This is a genomic window from Embleya sp. NPDC005575 (assembly GCF_040605455.1).
In the GTDB taxonomy this organism is placed as follows: Bacteria; Actinomycetota; Actinomycetes; order Streptomycetales; family Streptomycetaceae; genus Embleya.
This window is the reverse complement of record NZ_JBEXCV010000038.1, coordinates 42,891-59,965: the sequence shown is the minus strand read 5'-3', so window position 1 is coordinate 59,965 and position 17,075 is coordinate 42,891. Positions and strand designations below refer to the sequence as shown.

At 70.1% G+C, this 17,075-nt stretch carries 14 protein-coding genes, 3 tRNA genes and 2 pseudogenes; 8 read left to right on the top strand and 11 right to left on the bottom strand.

All coding sequences use genetic code 11. The features are described 5' to 3' along the window. Nucleotides 1-366, top strand: a pseudogene (locus ABZS54_RS15840) (2-phospho-L-lactate guanylyltransferase); the annotation flags it as partial. A gap of 48 nt (nucleotides 367-414) precedes the next feature. Then, a complete protein-coding gene (locus ABZS54_RS15835) occupies nucleotides 415-627 on the top strand; it encodes a hypothetical protein (protein ID WP_355535148.1) in 213 nt (70 codons plus the stop codon). A gap of 162 nt (nucleotides 628-789) precedes the next feature. Here ABZS54_RS15835 and ABZS54_RS15830 read toward each other — a convergent pair whose 3' ends face one another. The 4 genes from ABZS54_RS15830 to leuC form a co-directional block, all read right to left on the bottom strand. After that, complete coding sequence (locus tag ABZS54_RS15830; protein ID WP_355535145.1) at nucleotides 790-1,578, bottom strand: HU family DNA-binding protein; 789 nt, start codon at nucleotides 1,576-1,578, stop codon at nucleotides 790-792. Between the two features lie 116 nt (nucleotides 1,579-1,694). After that, complete coding sequence (locus ABZS54_RS15825; protein WP_355535142.1) at nucleotides 1,695-1,934, bottom strand: hypothetical protein; 240 nt, start codon at nucleotides 1,932-1,934, stop codon at nucleotides 1,695-1,697. 164 nt (nucleotides 1,935-2,098) lie between these two features. Beyond that, on the bottom strand, nucleotides 2,099-2,695 hold the full coding sequence (leuD, locus tag ABZS54_RS15820) for a 3-isopropylmalate dehydratase small subunit (protein WP_355535139.1): 597 nt from the start codon (nucleotides 2,693-2,695) through the stop codon (nucleotides 2,099-2,101). 3 nt (nucleotides 2,696-2,698) lie between these two features. Beyond that, nucleotides 2,699-4,111, bottom strand: coding sequence for a 3-isopropylmalate dehydratase large subunit (gene leuC, locus ABZS54_RS15815; RefSeq protein WP_355535136.1), 1,413 nt, complete (start codon nucleotides 4,109-4,111; stop codon nucleotides 2,699-2,701). Nucleotides 4,112-4,328: 217 nt separating this feature from the next. On the opposite strand from leuC, the gene ABZS54_RS15810 reads away from it, so the two are divergent. Next, a complete protein-coding gene (locus tag ABZS54_RS15810; RefSeq protein ID WP_355535133.1) occupies nucleotides 4,329-5,054 on the top strand; it encodes an IclR family transcriptional regulator in 726 nt (241 codons plus the stop codon). 153 nt (nucleotides 5,055-5,207) lie between these two features. Here ABZS54_RS15810 and ABZS54_RS15805 read toward each other — a convergent pair. The 5 genes from ABZS54_RS15805 to ABZS54_RS15785 all read right to left on the bottom strand — a co-directional run bounded on the left by ABZS54_RS15805 (nucleotide 5,208) and on the right by ABZS54_RS15785 (nucleotide 6,834). Continuing rightward, nucleotides 5,208-5,280: transfer RNA gene (locus ABZS54_RS15805), tRNA-Glu, on the bottom strand. A 50-nt stretch (nucleotides 5,281-5,330) separates the two neighbouring features. Continuing rightward, a tRNA-Glu gene (locus tag ABZS54_RS15800) sits at nucleotides 5,331-5,406 on the bottom strand. A 51-nt stretch (nucleotides 5,407-5,457) separates the two neighbouring features. After that, nucleotides 5,458-5,529 (bottom strand) — tRNA-Gln (locus ABZS54_RS15795). Nucleotides 5,530-5,713: 184 nt separating this feature from the next. Continuing rightward, complete coding sequence (locus ABZS54_RS15790) at nucleotides 5,714-6,514, bottom strand: fumarylacetoacetate hydrolase family protein (RefSeq protein ID WP_355535130.1); 801 nt, start codon at nucleotides 6,512-6,514, stop codon at nucleotides 5,714-5,716. 86 nt (nucleotides 6,515-6,600) lie between these two features. Then, the gene (locus tag ABZS54_RS15785) at nucleotides 6,601-6,834 is read right to left on the bottom strand and encodes a hypothetical protein (protein WP_355535127.1); all 234 of its coding nucleotides are present in this window, start codon (nucleotides 6,832-6,834) and stop codon (nucleotides 6,601-6,603) included. 466 nt (nucleotides 6,835-7,300) lie between these two features. Between ABZS54_RS15785 and ABZS54_RS15780 the strand changes: the two genes are divergently transcribed. From ABZS54_RS15780 to ABZS54_RS15760, 5 genes and pseudogenes are all read left to right on the top strand, one after another. Next, nucleotides 7,301-11,422 (top strand): nitrate- and nitrite sensing domain-containing protein, encoded by a 4,122-nt coding sequence (locus tag ABZS54_RS15780; protein WP_355535124.1) that lies wholly within the window; start codon nucleotides 7,301-7,303, stop codon nucleotides 11,420-11,422. Further along, on the top strand, nucleotides 11,419-11,847 hold the full coding sequence (locus tag ABZS54_RS15775) for a roadblock/LC7 domain-containing protein (RefSeq protein WP_020553297.1): 429 nt from the start codon (nucleotides 11,419-11,421) through the stop codon (nucleotides 11,845-11,847). The genes ABZS54_RS15780 and ABZS54_RS15775 overlap by 4 nt, the downstream gene beginning before the upstream one ends. Nucleotides 11,848-11,894: 47 nt before the next feature. Beyond that, nucleotides 11,895-12,218 (top strand): annotated as a pseudogene (locus ABZS54_RS15770) (DUF742 domain-containing protein); the annotation flags it as partial. Further along, nucleotides 12,199-12,789 carry an ATP/GTP-binding protein gene (locus tag ABZS54_RS15765; RefSeq protein ID WP_078975288.1) on the top strand — a complete coding sequence of 197 codons (591 nt, stop codon included), beginning with the start codon at nucleotides 12,199-12,201 and terminating at the stop codon, nucleotides 12,787-12,789. The pseudogene ABZS54_RS15770 and the gene ABZS54_RS15765, both read left to right, overlap by 20 nt. A 309-nt stretch (nucleotides 12,790-13,098) precedes the next feature. Beyond that, complete coding sequence (locus ABZS54_RS15760) at nucleotides 13,099-13,563, top strand: hypothetical protein (protein ID WP_355535121.1); 465 nt, start codon at nucleotides 13,099-13,101, stop codon at nucleotides 13,561-13,563. Nucleotides 13,564-13,581: 18 nt separating this feature from the next. On the opposite strand, the gene cimA is transcribed toward ABZS54_RS15760, so the two are convergent. After that, on the bottom strand, nucleotides 13,582-15,210 hold the full coding sequence (gene cimA / locus ABZS54_RS15755; RefSeq protein WP_355535119.1) for a citramalate synthase: 1,629 nt from the start codon (nucleotides 15,208-15,210) through the stop codon (nucleotides 13,582-13,584). A 495-nt stretch (nucleotides 15,211-15,705) separates the two neighbouring features. Then, on the bottom strand, nucleotides 15,706-16,833 hold the full coding sequence (locus ABZS54_RS15750; RefSeq protein WP_355535117.1) for a branched-chain amino acid aminotransferase: 1,128 nt from the start codon (nucleotides 16,831-16,833) through the stop codon (nucleotides 15,706-15,708). Between the last annotated feature and the right edge of the window lie 242 nt (nucleotides 16,834-17,075).

Sequence of the window (17,075 nt, the reverse complement as noted above, 5' to 3'; positions counted from 1 at the left end):
CGGCCGCGGACCGGGGTGGCCGCGCTGTCCGCCGACCTTCCGGCGCTGCGGGCCGAGGAGTTGGATCGGGTGCTCGCCACCGCGACGTTCGCGCGGCGGGCCTTTTTGGCGGACGCGGCGGGGGTGGGCACCACATTGCTCGCCGCCGCGGCGGGAGTTCCGTTGGCGCCGGGCTTCGGGGGCCGCTCCCGAGCTCGGCACCTGGCCTCGGGGGCGATCGAACTCACGCCCTACGACGTGGAATCGGTGCGCCGGGACGTGGACACGGGCGAGGATCTGCGGGCCGCGGTAGCGCTCGGGGTCGGCGCGGCCACCGCCGCGGTGCTCCCGTCCGTGCCGTTTCTGCCGCGTGCCGCCGCCTCCTGACGCCGCGTCGGATCGGCGGGGGTCGCGGCAGCGGTCACAATGGGGGTTATGCAGGGCACCGTGTACACCTTCGAGACCGACTCGCGAGAGGGCGTCGTGCTGCTCGACGACGGCTCTCCCGTGCCCTTCGACGCGGCGGCGTTCGACGCCGGCGGGATGCGCTTTCTGCGGCCCGGTCAACGCGTGCGGATGACCATGGACACGACGGGTGATCGGGTGGTGCTGGTGACGCTCTACACGCTGCCGGATCCGCCGCGCTGAGCGCGACGTCGACCGGTCGACACCGGGCACCCGGGGTGGGCGACCCACACCCGGCGGCAAGAACGCGGTGACCGGGGCACGGCGACGGGCCGGTACCCACGCGTGTGGGTGCCGGCCCGTCGCCGTCGTCCGGCATGTCGCCGGCTCGGGAAATCCGCTGCGTCAGGCCTTCTTGGCCGCGCGCTTGGTAGCGGGCTTCTTCGCCGCCGGCGCCTTGGCGGCGGCGGGCTTGGCCGCGGCCGGCTTGGCGGTCGCGGCCTTCGGCGCGGCCTTGGTCGCCTTCGCCTTGGTCGCCGGAGCCTTGGCCGCCGCCGGCGTGCTCTTGACGGCCTTGGTGGTGGTGGCCTTGCTCGTGGTGGTCGCGGCCTTGGCCGTGACCTTCTTCGCCGCGGCCGGCTTGCTCGCGGCCTTGGTCGCGGGCGCCTTGGTCGCCTTCTTGGCGGCGGGCTTGGCGGCCGCCGTCGTCTTGGCCGCGGCCGCGGTCTTGCGCGTCGTGGCAGCCGGGGTCTTGGCCGCCGCGGCGCGCGAGGTGGCCGGCTTCGCCGGTGCCTTCTTCGCCGCGGTTGCCTTGCGGGTCGTCGCCTTCGCGGCGGGCGCCGCGGCGTCCGTCGCGATCACGCGCGGAGTCGGGCTGCTCTTGGCGGCCGCGCTCTTCACGTTGGGCTTGGGGAGCTTCTTGGTCCCGCTGGTGTAGTCCTTGAAGCCCTGGCCCGCGCGGAAGCGGGGCACCGAGGTCTTCTTGACGCGCACCCGCTCACCGGTCTGCGGGTTGCGAGCGTATCGAGCCGGACGGTCCACCTTCTCGAACGAGCCGAAGCCCGTGATGGACACCCGGTCTCCCGCCGTCACCGCACGAACGATGGTGTCGAGGACGGCATCGACTGCCTCTGCGGCGGCCTTGCGGCCACCCAGTCGGTCAGCGACCGCCTCGACGAGCTGCGCCTTGTTCACGTCTTCCCCTTCGGAAACCGATGCCGGGACAGTTCAGCCGGCATTGGGCACGCTAAGCATCCAAAAGTGCCGAAGCAATTACCGAACGGGCGAATCACCCTTGTGTCGCAACGGATTCAGGCTTCGGCGGTGCCCCGCGAACTCGCGGGCCCCGCGTCCAACTCGTCCATCAACTTGGTCAGTCGCCGCGAGGCGTCCGCCAAATCATGCTTTGCCGCGTCGGTGATGACCAACAAGCGGCGTATTAGCGCCACTTTAGCCTCGTTCGGTAGTCGGAGCCTACGCACCCGGGCGTGGGCGACCTTCAACCGGGTGGCCAGTTCGGCGAAGAGTTCCACTTCTTCGAACTCGTTCACGTGTCGGCCTTGGTGCTCCACACCGCAATTGTGACAGCTCATCCGGCTATGGGCACAACGGGGCGGCCATCGGGGGCGGGCGCCGAACATGCGAACAGCGGGACGCAACCGCGTCCCGCCGTTCGATCTTCGCAGATTTGCCTGCTGGGTAAGGGAGTTGCCGGTCAGCCCACCGGTTGGGTACGCGGCAGCCAGGTCGGTCGGGTCGCCTCGAACGAGGTGATGCCCTCCTCGTGACGCAGGGTCAGACCGATGTCGTCCAGCCCTTCGAGCAGCCGCCAACGCGTGTAGTCGTCGATCTCGAAGTCGGCGACGAGCTCACCCGCGCGCACCTGACGGTCCACCAGATCCACCGTGATCTCGGCAGTCGGGTCGGCTTCGGTCAGTGCCCACAGGCGTTCGACCGTCTCCTGCGGCAGCACGACGGTCAGCAGACCGCCCTTTTGCGAGTTACCCCGGAAGATGTCCGCGAAGCGAGCCGAGATGACGGTCTTGAACCCGTAGTTCTGTAGGGCCCACACCGCGTGCTCACGCGAGGACCCGGTACCGAAGTCGGGGCCGGCCACCAGGACGGTGGCGCCCGCGCGCTCCGGCTGGTTCAGCACGAACTCCGGGTTCTTGCGCCAGGCTTCGAACAGTCCGTCCTCGAAGCCGTCGCGGGTGACCTTCTTGAGCCAGTGCGCGGGGATGATCTGGTCGGTGTCCACGTTGCTCTCGCGCAGCGGGACGGCCGTTCCGGTGTGGGTGGTGAAGGCTTCCATCGCTCAGACTCCTGCGGTGCTCAGGTCGGCGGGTGCGGCCAGGTGGCCCAGCACGGCGGTCGCGGCCGCGACCTGCGGCGAGACCAGGTGGGTGCGGCCGCCCTTGCCCTGCCGCCCCTCGAAGTTGCGGTTGGAGGTGGACGCGCTGCGCTCGCCGGGGGCGAGTTGGTCGGGGTTCATGCCCAGGCACATCGAGCAGCCCGCGTAGCGCCATTCGGCGCCGAAGTCGGTGAACACCTTGTCCAGACCCTCGGACACGGCCTGCAGCGAGACCCGTACCGAACCGGGAACGACCAGCATCCGCACGCCGTCGGCGACCCTGCGGCCCTTGATGATGCCGGCCACCTCGCGCAGGTCCTCGATCCGACCGTTGGTGCACGAGCCGACGAAGACCGTGTCCACCGCGATGTCACGCAGCTTCTGGCCCGCCGTCAGACCCATGTACGCGATCGCCTTCTCGGCCGCCGCGCGCTCGACCGGGTCCTCGATCGCGACCGGGTCCGGCACGGATTCGCCCAGCGGCGCGCCCTGGCCGGGGTTGGTGCCCCACGTGACGAACGGCGACAGTTCGGCCGCGTCGATGACGACCTCCTTGTCGAACACCGCGTCCGCCTCCGTCGCCAGACCCTTCCAGTACGCCACGGCCGCGTCCCAGTCCGCGCCCTGCGGCGCGTGCGGGCGGCCGTTCAGGTACGCGAACGTGGTCTCGTCGGGCGCGATCATGCCCGCCCGGGCGCCGGCCTCGATCGACATGTTGCACACGGTCATCCGGCCCTCCATCGAGAGGTTCCGGATCGCCTGGCCGCGATACTCGATGACGTAGCCCTGACCGCCGCCGGTACCGATCCGCGCGATCACCGCGAGGATCAGGTCCTTGGCGCCCACACCCTCGGGCAGGTCGCCCTCGACGGTGACGGCCATCGTCTTGAACGGCGCCATCGGCAGCGTCTGGGTGGCCAGCACGTGCTCGACCTGGCTGGTGCCGATCCCGAATGCCAGTGCGCCGAAGGCACCGTGGGTGGCGGTGTGGCTGTCGCCGCAGACCACCGTCATGCCGGGCTGGGTCAGTCCCAGCTGCGGGCCGACCACGTGTACGATGCCCTGCTCGACGTCGCCCAGCGAGTGGATCCGGACCCCGAATTCGGCGGCGTTCTTGCGGAGCGTCTCGATCTGGGCGCGCGAAACCGGATCCGCGATGGGTTTGTCGACGTCGAGCGTCGGCGTGTTGTGGTCCTCGGTCGCGATCGTCAGATCGGTACGGCGAACCTGCCGACCGGCCTGGCGCAGACCGTCGAACGCCTGCGGACTGGTCACCTCGTGCAGCAGGTGCAGGTCGATGTAGAGCAGGTCCGGCTCGCCCTCCGCACGACGCACCACGTGTGCGTCCCAGACCTTCTCCGCGAGTGTCCGTCCCATCGCTGTCCCTCCGGCCGGCGTCTTTACCGGCGCTGTGTGTCCTCTGTCGCGCGGTGCGGCTGATTCCGTATCCGCGGTCGACGCCCTGACGCGTCCCCGCATCCCGACGGCCCCCGGCTGTGTTCCGGTGCTCGGGTTCGGCGCGTCGCGCCACTGTGCCGGCACCGGCCTCGATCGCGGACTTGCGTCTCGTAATCCGAGACGGCAATATCAAGGCATGGACAATTCTAGCGGAGTCGGCGTTCTCGACAAGGCCGCTGTCGTGCTGGCCGCGCTCGAAGCCGGCCCTGCCACGCTCGCGGGACTCGTCGCCATAACCGGACTTGCCCGGCCCACGGCGCATCGACTCGCGGTGGCCCTGGAACACCACCGTCTGGTCGCGCGCGACATGCAGGGGCGCTTCGTGCTCGGCCCACGCCTGGCCGAGCTGGCCGCCGCGGCGGGCGAGGACCGACTGCTGGCCGCCGCTCACCCGGTGCTCGCGCACATGCGCGACATCACCGGCGAGAGTGCGCAGCTGTACCGGCGCCAGGGCGACATGCGCGTGTGCGTGGCCGCGGCCGAGCGGCTCTCCGGCCTGCGCGACACCGTCCCGGTGGGCAGCACGCTGCCGATGAAGGCCGGTTCGGCCGCGCAGTGCCTGCTCGCGTGGGAGGAGCCCGAGCGCCTGCACCGTGGCCTGCAGGGCGCGCGGTTCACCGCGACCACGCTCTCCGGCGTGCGCCGCCGCGGCTGGGCACAGAGCATCGGCGAGCGCGAGCCGGGTGTCGCGTCCGTCTCCGCGGCCGTGCGCGGCCCGAGCAACCGCGTGGTGGCCGCCGTGTCCGTCTCCGGCCCGATCGAGCGGCTGACCCGACACCCGGGCCGACTGCACGCGCAGGCCGTGATGGAGGCCGCCGCCAAGCTGTCGGACGCGCTGCGCCGGGCACCGGTGGAGGTCTGACCACCCCAGCCCCCGGGCGCCGATGGGCGTCCGGGGAGCTGCGCCACATACGGCGGTTGGGCACGGAGCGGGCGCACTCGGCACCGCCGGCGGCGTCCGCTCCGGAAAACGAAGAAGACCTCCCGCGACTGTGGGAGGTCTTCTTCTTCGAGGTAGCCCCGACGGGATTCGAACCCGCGCTACCGCCTTGAGAGGGCGGCGTGCTAGGCCACTACACAACGGGGCCTCGTACTGCTGGGTGGTGCTCGGTGCCATGGAAGCCGCGAACGGCTGATCTGGTAGCCCCGACGGGATTCGAACCCGCGCTACCGCCTTGAGAGGGCGACGTGCTAGGCCACTACACAACGGGGCCAGATCATCAATCATGAACTTCTTCCAGCGACATCATCCGAAGACGATGCAGCTGGGGTACCAGGACTCGAACCTAGACTAACGGAACCAGAAACCGTCGGGCTGCCAATTACCCCATACCCCAATGCTCGGTCCTTCGTGATGCCCGGGGGCTTTTACGAGGACTTCGCTCCGTGCTGCTCCCTTGCGGGGCGGCACGAGAAGAACTTTACCCGATGAGGCGCGCGTGACCAAAACGGGTTACCGGACCCTCGTTCGAATCGTCACAAGTCCGGGTGACCCGCCCACGATCGACCGCGCGCGCCCGGTCAGCCGCGCTTGATCACGGTATTGGTCAGGGTGCCGACACCACCCACGGTGACCGAGACCCGGTCGCCCACGTGCAGCGGACCGACGCCCGCCGGAGTGCCGGTCAGCAGTACGTCGCCGGGCAGCAGCGTCATCGCCTGGGTCACATGCACGATCAACTCGGTAACGGTGCGAATCATCTGCCCCGTACTCCCCGCCTGGCGCACCTCGCCGTTGACGGTGCACGCCACGGTCAGTCCCTCGCCCTCACCGACCTGGGCGAGCGTGATGTCGGTCTCCACCCACGGGCCCAGCGGGCAGAAGGTGTCCATGCCCTTGGCCCGGCCCCACTGGCCCTCGCTCCGCTGCAGGTCGCGCGCGGTCACGTCGTTGGCGCAGGTGAAGCCGAAGATCACCTCGGCGGCCCGCTCGGCCGGCACGTCCCGGCACATCCGGCCGATCACCACGGCCAGTTCGGCCTCGTGATGCACGTCGTCGGAGATCTGCGGGTAGGCGATGCCGTCGCCGTGCCCGATCACCGACGTGGACGGCTTGAGGAAAGTGATCGGCGCGTCGGGGACGGCCGAGCCCATCTCGGCGGCGTGCGCGGCGTAGTTCTTGCCGATCGCGACGACCTTGCTCGGCAGTACGGGCGCGAGCAGGCGAACCGAGGACAGCGGATGCTGGGCGCCGGTGGGCCGCAGTTCGCCGAACGGATGGCCGGCGAGGGCGTGCACCACCAGCGACTCGGGTTGGTCGGCGTCGCCGGTCACCACCCCGAAGGAGACGGAGTCGTCCGTGGAGAACCTGGCGATGCGCAAGATGGGTCACCCTTGCCGAAGAGACACGAACGAGACGTGCCCAAGGCTACGCGGGCGCCGAGCGCCTCGGCGGATGGTGCGGGAGGTCAGGCGCGCGTGTCCACCGGCGGGGTGTCCATCAGGTTGGTGCGCCTCGGGTTCGCGGTCCGCACCTCGGCGATGACCGACTGTCCGACCGCCTCGGCCACTCGCTGGCGGGGCAGGACCACGTCCACCTGGGTCCGCCTGGGGTTGGCCGTGCTGGGGCGGTGCGTACTGATGTTGTCCACGGTTCCCGGTTCTCGCTCTTCCTTGTTCGCGCCGATGCGGAGCACAATCACAACTGCGTGCAGGGTGCAGCCTTGTTCTGCAAGATTACCCGTGGTTACGTCAGGGGTGGTCACGGGTTACCCGACGGCTCGATCACCGACTGCACATCACGGTTTACACCAGGTGTTCGAACCGGGACATCAATATGTGATTTTCACCTCCCCGGAACCTCGACAAACGTGTGGCATTTTGCCCTTGATCGTCCCTTAATACCGGTTGCTTACCCCACGAAACGGGTTAATCGCCAAGACCGGTCGCAATGCCTCTATGTCCGGACCCCGCTATCTTGTTGCGGCCCCGTGGCTGTGCTGAAATGCCTGCGACCACGGGGGTGGTTCCCAACAAGCGGAGTTCCTTCACCTCGGCTCGCGAAGGCGGCCGAGGTGCCCTGGGAAGAACGCGAATCCAGGGATTTACGCACACGAGCCTCGCCTTACCGGCGGGTCTAACGACTGGTCACAAGAGGTTGCGACGCTAGTGCAGGGACGTCGGAAGAAGCAGCACGACTCCGCAGGGGCCCCGGCCACGGCCGGCCCCTCCACGCCGGAGGTGCGAGCCCCGCAGCAAGCCAGCGGACCCCAGGACGCCAACGAGCCCTCCGACTCCGTCGGGGACTCCCAAGCCGGCGCCGGGGCAGCCCGGCCCACCGGGGCGGCACCGTCCCGGTTCAAGTTGCTGTTCTCGATCAGGAACTGGCGCATCCGTACCCGGATCACCGCGCTGCTCCTGCTCCCGGTCGTGGTCGCCGCGTTGCTCGGTGGCCTGCGTATCCAGTCGTCGATCGAAAAGACCCGCGAGATGGACACGGTGCAAAAAGCCGCGGCCATCATCGACCAGGCCTCGACGCTGGCCACGTGGCTGGAGCAGGAACGCGACCTGCTCGCGCAGGCGAGTGTGGCTCCCTCGTCGGATCTGACGGCTGAGGTCAACAAGGCCAAGAAGACCACCGACGACCAGGTCACCGTCTACAACGCGGCCGTCGCAAAGATGAACACCGACTCGATGCCGGTGCTCGGCGCCACGCTCAAGGACATCGGCCACTCGCTGACGGAGCTCAACCGAACCCGTCAGGACGCCTTCCGCACGAGCACCCGCAGCACGGTCGACGCCTACAACAAGATGATTCTGCAGTTGCTGCAGATCAACCAGGAGGCGCCCGAGGTCACCCGCGACCCCGACCTGATCCAGGGCGCCCGCGCCCTCGGCTCGTTCGGTGAGTCGAAGGCGTACGCGTCCTCGCAGCGCGCCGCAGTGATCGCGTACGGCCTCAAGCCGAACGAGATCCCGCTGGAGGCGAGCGAGACGCTCGCCCGGCTGAACGAGTCCGAGCAGAACGCGATCCGCGGATTCACCAGCGTCGCGCCCGCCGACTGGAGCACGGTCTACAAGGCCAGCGTCAGCCGGGACAAGATCACCGCGGTCGAGGAGCGGTTCCAGCTCTTCAAGAGCATGGTCAACGCCGCCTTGGCCTCCAACAACAAGCCGAACGGCCTGGCCCGGCTGGAGAACGCGAACGACTTCACCACGCAGGAGTGGTGGACGTTGTCCACGGACAAGATCAGCGCGCTCGGCCAGGTCGAGGCCCAACTCGGGCTCAAGCTGACCGCCACCTCGAAGGATTTGCAGGACGAGGCCCGTACCGACGCGTTGATCAACACGATCCTCGTCGTCGGCGCGCTGTTGATCACCATCCTGCTCGGTGTGATCGTGGCGCGGTCGCTGGTGCGTTCGCTGAACACGCTGCGGCGCTCCGCGCTGGAGGTCGCCGAGGAGCGACTGCCCGAGACGGTGCGCCGGCTCTCCGAGTCCGATCCCGGCGACGTGGATCTGGCGATCGAGCCGATCGGCGTGTTGTCCCGGGACGAGATCGGCCAGGTGGCCCGCGCGTTCGACGCGGTGCACGCCGAGGCCGTACGACTCGCCGCCGAGCAGGCCCTGCTGCGAGGCAACGTCAACGCGATGTTCGTCAACCTCTCGCGGCGCAGCCAGAGCCTGATCCAGCGTCAGCTCGCGCTCATCTCCGACCTGGAGAACCGCGAGGCGGACCCGGACCAGCTGGCCAACCTGTTCAAGCTCGACCACCTCGCGACGCGTATGCGCCGCAACGGTGAGAACCTCCTGGTGCTCGCGGGTGAGGAGCCCGGCCGCCGCTGGACCCGACCGGTTCCGCTGGTCGACGTGCTGCGGGCCGCGGCCTCCGAGGTGGAGCAGTACGAGCGGGTCGAGTTGGGCGCACTGCCCACCACCGACATCGCCGGCCGCGCGGTCAACGACCTCGTGCACCTGCTCGCCGAGTTGCTGGAGAACTCGACCACGTTCTCCAGCCCGCACACCAAGGTGCGCGTCACCGGCCACATCCTGCCGGACGGTCGCGCGCTGATCGAGATCCACGACAACGGCATCGGGCTCACCGGCGACGACCTCGCCGACGCCAACCAGCGGCTGGCTCGCCCGCCGGTGGTGGACGTCTCCATCTCACGCCGCATGGGTCTGTTCGTGGTCGGCCGACTGGCCACCCGGCACGGCATCCGCGTCCAGCTCCGGCCGGGCGAGGGTGGCGGCACCACCGCGCTGGTCATGCTCCCGATCGAGCTCATCCAGGGCGACCGCCCCGGTGGCGGCGACGGGTGGAGCAAGGGCGGCGACAAGACCGCGGCGGCCGTCTCCGGCTGGACCGAGGAACTGCCCGCGGCCGCACCGGCCGCGCAGGCCCTGCCCGGCCCCCGGGTCGGCAGCCGGGCCCAGGAGCGCAACCGGCGACGCGAACTGCCACAGCGGGGCGCCGAGGCACCGGCCCAGCCGGTCAACCAGGCTCCGCAGCCGAACCACGCTCCCGACACCCGGAACACCCGGAACGCCGGCAGCGGGCCCGCACAGGCTCCGGTTCAACAGGAGCCGTCGTACGGCAGCACGCAGGCCTTCGCGGCCCCGTCCTTCCAGGACTCGGTCGGCACGGACACGCCGTACCCGGGCACGGTGAACCCGTTCGCGAGCGAGCCGGGCGTCACCAGCACGGGGGCGCACCGCGCGCCGAGTTCGCCGCCGCCGGCCACGCCCGGGCGGGACGACAACCCGTTCGCGCCGGTGCTGCCGCAGCCGCCGCAGCACCAGCCGCACGCGAACGACCCGCGTACCGGGGCCTTCCCGGCCGCACCCTCGGCGCCGATGTTCGGCACCGGCGACGACGGCCGTCAGGCCGGGTTGCAGCAGCCGCGGTACGGGCAGGACACCGGTTCGTTCCCGGCCGCTCCACAGCCCGTGGACGAGTCCGGACGCGCGGGTGACACCTCGCAGTTCGCGTCGCCGTTCACTGCGCCGTACGCGGACGAGCCGCGGCCCGGGGCCGAGATCGACCGGGGCGGCTACGAGCAGCCCGCGCAGCCGTTCGGCCGCCCGGGTGCGGAGCTCGCTCCCCGGCAGGACGAGCGCGCGCCCGCCCCGTGGGGCACCGAATACGACGAACTCACCCCGGTGGCACCGCTGCCGGTCGAGCCCGTCGCGCCGCCGGCCGAGGTGCCGAGCGGCTACGAAACGCCGCGCCGCGAGGAACTGACCCGTCGGGAGGAACTGCCGCAGCGCGGTCATACTCCTCGCGACGGCGAGCAGCCCCCGACCGGGGACTCGCTGCCGGTGCTGCGCGGTCTCGCCCCGCAGGCTCGCCCCGAGCCCGCGCGGCAGGAGCAGGACGAGCACACTCGGGCCGAGCAGGTGCGCGGCCCGCAGGGCGATGTGCGGCCGGCGGCCTCGCCGTTCGCGCCGGTGGGACCCGGCCGCTCGGAGGGCTCGCCCTTCGCGCCGGTCGGTGCGCCGGAAAACGCCGAACAACTGCCCGCTCCGTCCGAGTTGGACATGAGCGCGCCGCCGAGCACCGGCGACGACGGTAGGCTGCCGATCTTTGACACGCTCGAATCCGACTGGTTCCACCGCCAGGGCAACCGTGGCGGCCGGATGCGAGCCGCGCAGGTCCGTTCCACGCCGCGAGGCGAGGAGCAGGCCGCGCCGGCGCGCGAGCAGGCGGTAGTCGAGTCGAGTCCGCTCGGCGACCTCGACCGTCGGGTGCCGATGGCGACCAACCCGCCGCAGGCACCGGCACCGGTCGAGCAGGCCCCGGCCTTCGATGGTGGGCGTCAGCAGCCCGTCACCGACATGTTCGGGACGCCGACGGAACCGGACGAGTTTGTCGAGCAGTCGCCCGCGGTCGCACCCGCCGTCGGCCCTCAGGGTCAGCAGTCCGGCTGGTACTCGGCCGGTGACGACGGTTGGCGCGCGGCCGAGGCCGCTCGCGAGCCGTCCTCGGGTGGCACCACCGGAGCGGGCCTGCCTCGCCGTGTGCCCCGCGCCAACCTGGTGCCGGGCGGCGTCGAGCAGTCCGGCGGGGCTCAGGCCTCGGGCCACCCGGGTGCGGGTCCTGCCGCACCCGGCACCCGTCAGGAGCAGTCGGGCCGGCCCACACCGGGCGCTCCGGGCCTGTCCCGGTCGCCCGACGAGGTCCGCGGGCGACTGACCAACTTCCGCCGGGGCATCCAGCAGGGTCGCACCGCCGGGTCCGGGGGATCCGCCCCTCGGCCTCGTGACGAGAACAACCAGGAGCAGGCATGACTGAGAAGTCGTTGAGCCAGGCCGCGCAGAACCTGAACTGGCTGATCACGAACTTCGTGGACAACACCCCCGGGGTGTCGCACACGGTCGTGGTCTCCGCGGACGGCCTGCTGCTCGCCCTGTCCGAGGGCTTCCCTCGCGACCGGGCGGATCAGCTCGCCGCCGTCGCATCGGGTTTGACCAGCCTGACCCAGGGTGCGTCCCGTATCTTCGAGGGCGGGCACGTGACCCAGACGGTCGTGGAAATGGAACGGGGTTTCCTCTTTATCATGTCGATTTCGGACGGCTCCTCCCTGGCCGTGCTGGCGTCGCCGGAGTGTGACATCGGCCTGATCGGCTACGAGATGGCCCTGCTCGTCGACCGCGCGGGCGCCGTGCTCACGCCGGCCCTGCGCGCCGAACTCCAAGGTGCACTGCCGCGATGACACCTCCGGATATGTCCGATCACGGGGACCAGGAGTTTCACGAGACCCTGGTCCGCCCGTACGCCATGACCGGTGGTCGCACCCGGCCTCGCTATCAGCTCGCGCTGGAGGCCCTGGTCACCACGACACCTCAGGTGGCCAACCCACCCGGCCTGTTGCCCGAGCACCAGCGCATCTGTGCGCTGTGTCGGGAGGTCAAGTCGGTAGCCGAGATCTCGGCTCTGCTCACCATCCCGCTCGGCGTCGCCCGCGTACTCGTCGCGGACCTCGCCGAAGCCGGGCTGGTGGTCATCCACCAGCCCGGGAACGACCAGGGGCAGCCGGACGTCACGCTGCTCGAAAGGGTGCTCAGTGGACTTCGCAAGCTCTAGCCCGGGCCCGGTTCCCGCCAGGTCTTCCACCACGTCGGCGAAAATCGTCGTCGCCGGCGGATTCGGCGTGGGCAAGACCACGCTCGTCGGTGCCGTCTCGGAGATCGCTCCGCTGCGTACCGAAGCGGTCATGACGTCCGCCAGCGCCGGTGTCGACGACCTGTCGGCGACGCCGGACAAGCAGACGACGACGGTCGCGATGGACTTCGGTCGCATCACGCTGGACGAGGATCTGATCCTGTACCTCTTCGGTACGCCGGGTCAGCACCGATTCTGGTTCATGTGGGACGACCTGGTCCGCGGCGCGATCGGCGCCGTGGTTCTGGTGGACACGCGCCGACTCGCCGATTGCTTCCCCGCGATCGACTACTTCGAGAACAGCGGGCTGCCGTTCATCGTCGCGTTGAACTGCTTCGACGGATTGCAGACCCACCACGCGGAGGATGTCCGCGAGGCATTGCAGATAGGGCCCGACACCCCGATCGTGAGCTGTGACGCACGGCGCCGCGAATCGGCCAAGTCGACCCTGATCACGCTGGTCGAGCACGCGCTGATGGCTCGCCTGCGCTGACCCTCGGGCTTGCTCACGCCGGCCTTCGGTAACTGCTCGAACCTGTTTTTTCGTATTGCGCACCACAACACCTCAGGCGAATCCCATTGCGGGGTTCGCCTGAGGTGTTGTGGGCGCGAAGCCCGAGTGGCGGGATTCCCAAGGGCGTTCGAGATATTCGACAAACGTGTGACAGGACTCGGCGACATGGCCGGCCGAGTGCCCGCCTCGACTCGCACATTGCTAAGGTCATCCCATAGTCATCTGTTGCCCAATTGATATCAGAACGTTTTGAGGCGCAGGCCCAACAACGAACCGAGGTGGGGTTCGGTGGACGACAACAGCAGGCGCGCGGCGCAAGCGGCCCGCCTTCCGATGGTCGATGGCACGACCGATTCGGGGCTGCCGCGAAGGCCCCCGCAGGCCAATCTGCTGCCGGGTGCGGCGGCCGAGGAGTTCGGCCTCGACCGGGAACTACCCGTGTCGCGGGAACCGGAAGAGGTCCGAGGGCGACTCGAACGATTCGCCGTCGGACGCGAGTTGGCACGTCTTGAAGAGAGCGAACCGCTGCTGCCGCCCAACCCGATGACCGCGGCCAGTCCGCTGGCCTCCGCGCCCGTGCGCCCACCCGCCCCGGCACCCGCTCCCCCACCGGCGCCGCTGCAACCGCGGGCCACCGGGCCCGCGCAACCCGCGTTGCCGTCGCCGCCGCCGGGGTCTCTGTCGCCGCTGCCGGCGGGCTGGGACGAACCGTGGGGCGACGGGTGGCGGTCGTTCCGCCCCGGCCGCCCCTGACGGTTCATCACTTTCGGTCTACGCGCGGTCCGATCCCTCGGTGTCCTGGACACCGGGGGTCAGGCCCGCCTTGAGCAGACCGTAGGTGTACGCGTCCTCCAGGGCCTGCCACGACGCCGCGATCACGTTCTCCGCGACCCCGACGGTGCTCCACACCTGCTTGCCGTCGGTGGTCTCCACCAGCACGCGCGTGATCGCGTCCGTCCCGTGTCGGCCCTCCAACAGCCGTACCTTGTAGTCCGCCAACTCGAACGCCGCGAGCTGCGGGTAGATCCGCTCCAGGGCCAGCCGCAGCGCGCGGTCGAGCGCGTTGACCGGGCCGTTGCCCTCGCCCGTCGCGACGATCCGCTCCCCCTTGGCGTGCAGCTTCACGGTGGCCTCGTTCACCGGTACGCCGTCGCCGCGCTGTTCGCTGATCGCGCGCCACGACTCCAGCGTGAAGAACCGCGCGCGGCCCAGGCTCTCGTCCCGCAACAGCAGTTCGAAGGAAGCGTCCGCGGCCTCGTACGTGTAGCCGGCGGCCTCGCGCTCCTTGACCTGGTTGACCACCCGGCCGACCAGGTCCTTGTCGCCCGAGAGGTCGTAGCCCAGTTCCTTGCCCTTGAGCTCGATCGAGGCGCGGCCGGCCATGTCCGAGATCAGCATCCGCATGCCGTTGCCGACCAGTGCGGGGTCGATGTGCTGGTACAGGTCGGGGTCGACCTTGATCGCGGACGCGTGCAGCCCCGCCTTGTGCGCGAACGCGGACACGCCCACGTAGGGCAAGTGGGTGGAGGGGGCGAGGTTGACCACCTCGGCGATCGCGTGCGAGATCCGGGTCATCTCGCGCAGCTTGCCCTCGGGCAACACATGCATGCCCTGCTTGAGTTCGAGGTTGCCGACCACCTGGAACAGGTTGGCGTTGCCCACGCGTTCGCCGTAGCCGTTGGCGGTGCACTGGACGTGCGTGGCGCCGCCCTCGACGGCCGCGATGGTGTTGGCCACCGCGCAGCCGGTGTCGTCCTGCGCGTGGATGCCCAGGCGGGCCCCGGTGCCCGCGTGCACGGCGGTGACGATCTCGCGGACCCCGCTGGGCAACATCCCGCCGTTGGTGTCGCACAGCACGACCACCTCGGCGCCCGCGTCGTGCGCGGCGGCGACCACACTCAGCGCGTACTCGGGGTTGGCCCGGTAGCCGTCGAAGAAGTGCTCACAGTCGACGAACACCCGGCGGCCCTGCGCCCGCAGGTGGGCGACGGTGTCCCGGACCATCTCCAGGTTCTCGTCCAGCGTGGTGCGCAGTGCGAGCGAGACATGCTTGTCGTGCGACTTGGCCACCAGGCACACGACCGGCGCCTCGGCGTCGAGCAGGGCCTGGACCTGGGGATCCGCGGCGGCCGTGGTGCCGGCCTTGCGGGTCGAGCCGAACGCGACCAGGACGGCGTGGACCAGGTGCAGTTCCTCCTTGGCCCGGCGGAAGAACTCGGTGTCGCGCGGTACCGCGCCGGGCCAGCCGCCCTCGATGAAGCCGACGCCGAAGTCGTCCAGGTGGCGGGCCACGGTGAGCTTGTCGGACACCGTCAGGTTGATGCCCTCGCGCTGCGAACCGTCCCGGAGGGTGGTGTCGAAGACGTGGAAGGCGCTCGGGTCGGTCGTCGTGGGGTGCATTGGCCTCGGTTCTCCCGTCGATCAACAAATGGCGGGCCCATGCGCACGCTCACCGCCGGGGTGGGGCGGCAAACAAAAAGACCCCTCGCGGTCGCGAGAGGTCTGCGTGCGGGCGATGGGCGGTGTGCACCCCTTGTGGGGGGATCAACCCGTTACCGGCACGCTGCGGCTAATAATGAGCCACTGCTGCATGCTTCGGAGTCTGGCACATCCGCTTGTGCGTGGTCGGGTGGTCTCACAATGTGGGCGGGGTGAACTTTTGTGCGCCCACCCGCTCCGCCCGTTGCGTGCGGTGGACGCGTTGCGGTTACCCCCGGGGCGCGGCTCTCGTGGGCTGCTTGAGCCCGGTAGTACCGCGCGCGGACGGGCCCACGGCAGCGGAGTGCGGGCCGCTGCGGCTCCGGCCGCTCTCCCCGGCGCGTCGGCGCCCGCGACTTGATCGTCGACCAGTGATCGACGAGCAAGCGAGGAGAGCGGCCGGAGGCCGCGAGGTCATCAGATCGTGTGCGTCCAGCCGTGCACGTCTTCCGCTCGGCCGGTCTGGATGTCGACCAGGGCCTTGCGGAGCTCCGTGGTGATCGGGCCCGCCTCGCCGGAGCCGACGGTCCAGTTCGCGGCGCTGGACTTGACCGAGCCGACGGGGGTGATCACCGCGGCGGTGCCGCACGCGAAGACCTCGGTGAGGGTGCCGTTCGCGTTGCCCTCGCGCCAGTCGTCGACCGAGATCAGCGCCTCCTCGGTGGCGTAGCCCCGGTCGGCGGCGAGCTGGAGCAGCGAGTCGCGGGTGATGCCGGGCAGCAGCGAGCCGGTCAGGCGCGGCGTGACGATCCGCGCGTCCTTGCCCTCCCCGTACACGAAGTACAGGTTCATGCCACCCATCTCCTCGATCCAGCGGCGCTCGATCGCGTCCAGCCAGACCACCTGGTCGCAGCCCTGCTCGATGGCCTGGGCCTGGGCGACCAGCGAGGCGGCGTAGTTGCCGGCGCACTTGGCCTCACCGGTGCCGCCCGGCACCGCGCGCACGTACTCCTGGGACAACCACACCGAGACCGGCCGCACGCCGCCCGAGAAGTAGGGGCCGGCCGGCGACGCAATGACCAGGAAGAGGAACTCGTTCGCGGGACGCACGCCGAGGCCGACCTCGGTGGCGAACATGAACGGCCGGATGTACAGGCTCTCCTCGGGCGCGCTGGGCACCCACGCGGCGTCCTGGCGGATCAGCGCGTCCACCGCGTCCACGAACAGGTCCTGGGGCAGCTCCGGCATGGCGAGCCGGCGGGCCGAGTTCTGGAAGCGGGCGGCGTTCGCGTAGGGCCGGAAGGTGGCCACGCTGCCGTCGGGGCGGCGGTAGGCCTTGAGACCCTCGAAGATCGACTGCGCGTAGTGCAGCGTCATGTTCGCGGGGTCGATGTCGAGCGACGCGTAGGGCGTGAGCTGCGCGTCGTACCAGCCGCGTCCCGCACTCCACTTGATGCCGACCATGTGCTCGGTGAACACGCGGCCGAAGCCCGGGTTCTCCAGGCGCGTGGCGCGCTCGGCATCGCTCAGCGGGTGTGCGGTGGGCTTGAGGTCGATCGTCAGGGCAGCCTGGAGGGCGGGCTCCTGCGGGGCGGCAGTCGTCATGGCTGGTTCTCGTCCTTCACCGTGGAGTATGGCGGGGCTGGGTGCTGCTGGGACCCGGCTTCCCGTACATGGACGTACTGGAAGTGTTCCCGGGAACCGCACCCGCGTTCCACCCGGTGAGACGTTAACGCAGTCGACCGGGATCCCGACAGGCGCGGCCCCTGACCCGCCGAACGACCGATTCGCCGGTCCGGCAGGGGGCACGCGTCGACGGTCCCGGTCGACGAACGTGATGGTGCCGG

Bases quoted from the DNA above. Each gene is read 5' to 3' on its own strand.
- ABZS54_RS15775 (WP_020553297.1), top strand. From the start codon at position 11,419: ATGACTGAGAAGTCGTTGAGCCAGGCCGCGCAGAACCTGAACTGGCTG.
- cimA (WP_355535119.1), bottom strand. From the start codon at position 15,210: ATGCACCCCACGACGACCGACCCGAGCGCCTTCCACGTCTTCGACACC.
- ABZS54_RS15750 (WP_355535117.1), bottom strand. From the start codon at position 16,833: ATGACGACTGCCGCCCCGCAGGAGCCCGCCCTCCAGGCTGCCCTGACG.
- ABZS54_RS15810 (WP_355535133.1), top strand. From the start codon at position 4,329: ATGGACAATTCTAGCGGAGTCGGCGTTCTCGACAAGGCCGCTGTCGTG.
- leuD (WP_355535139.1), bottom strand. From the start codon at position 2,695: ATGGAAGCCTTCACCACCCACACCGGAACGGCCGTCCCGCTGCGCGAG.
- leuC (WP_355535136.1), bottom strand. From the start codon at position 4,111: ATGGGACGGACACTCGCGGAGAAGGTCTGGGACGCACACGTGGTGCGT.
- ABZS54_RS15835 (WP_355535148.1), top strand. From the start codon at position 415: ATGCAGGGCACCGTGTACACCTTCGAGACCGACTCGCGAGAGGGCGTC.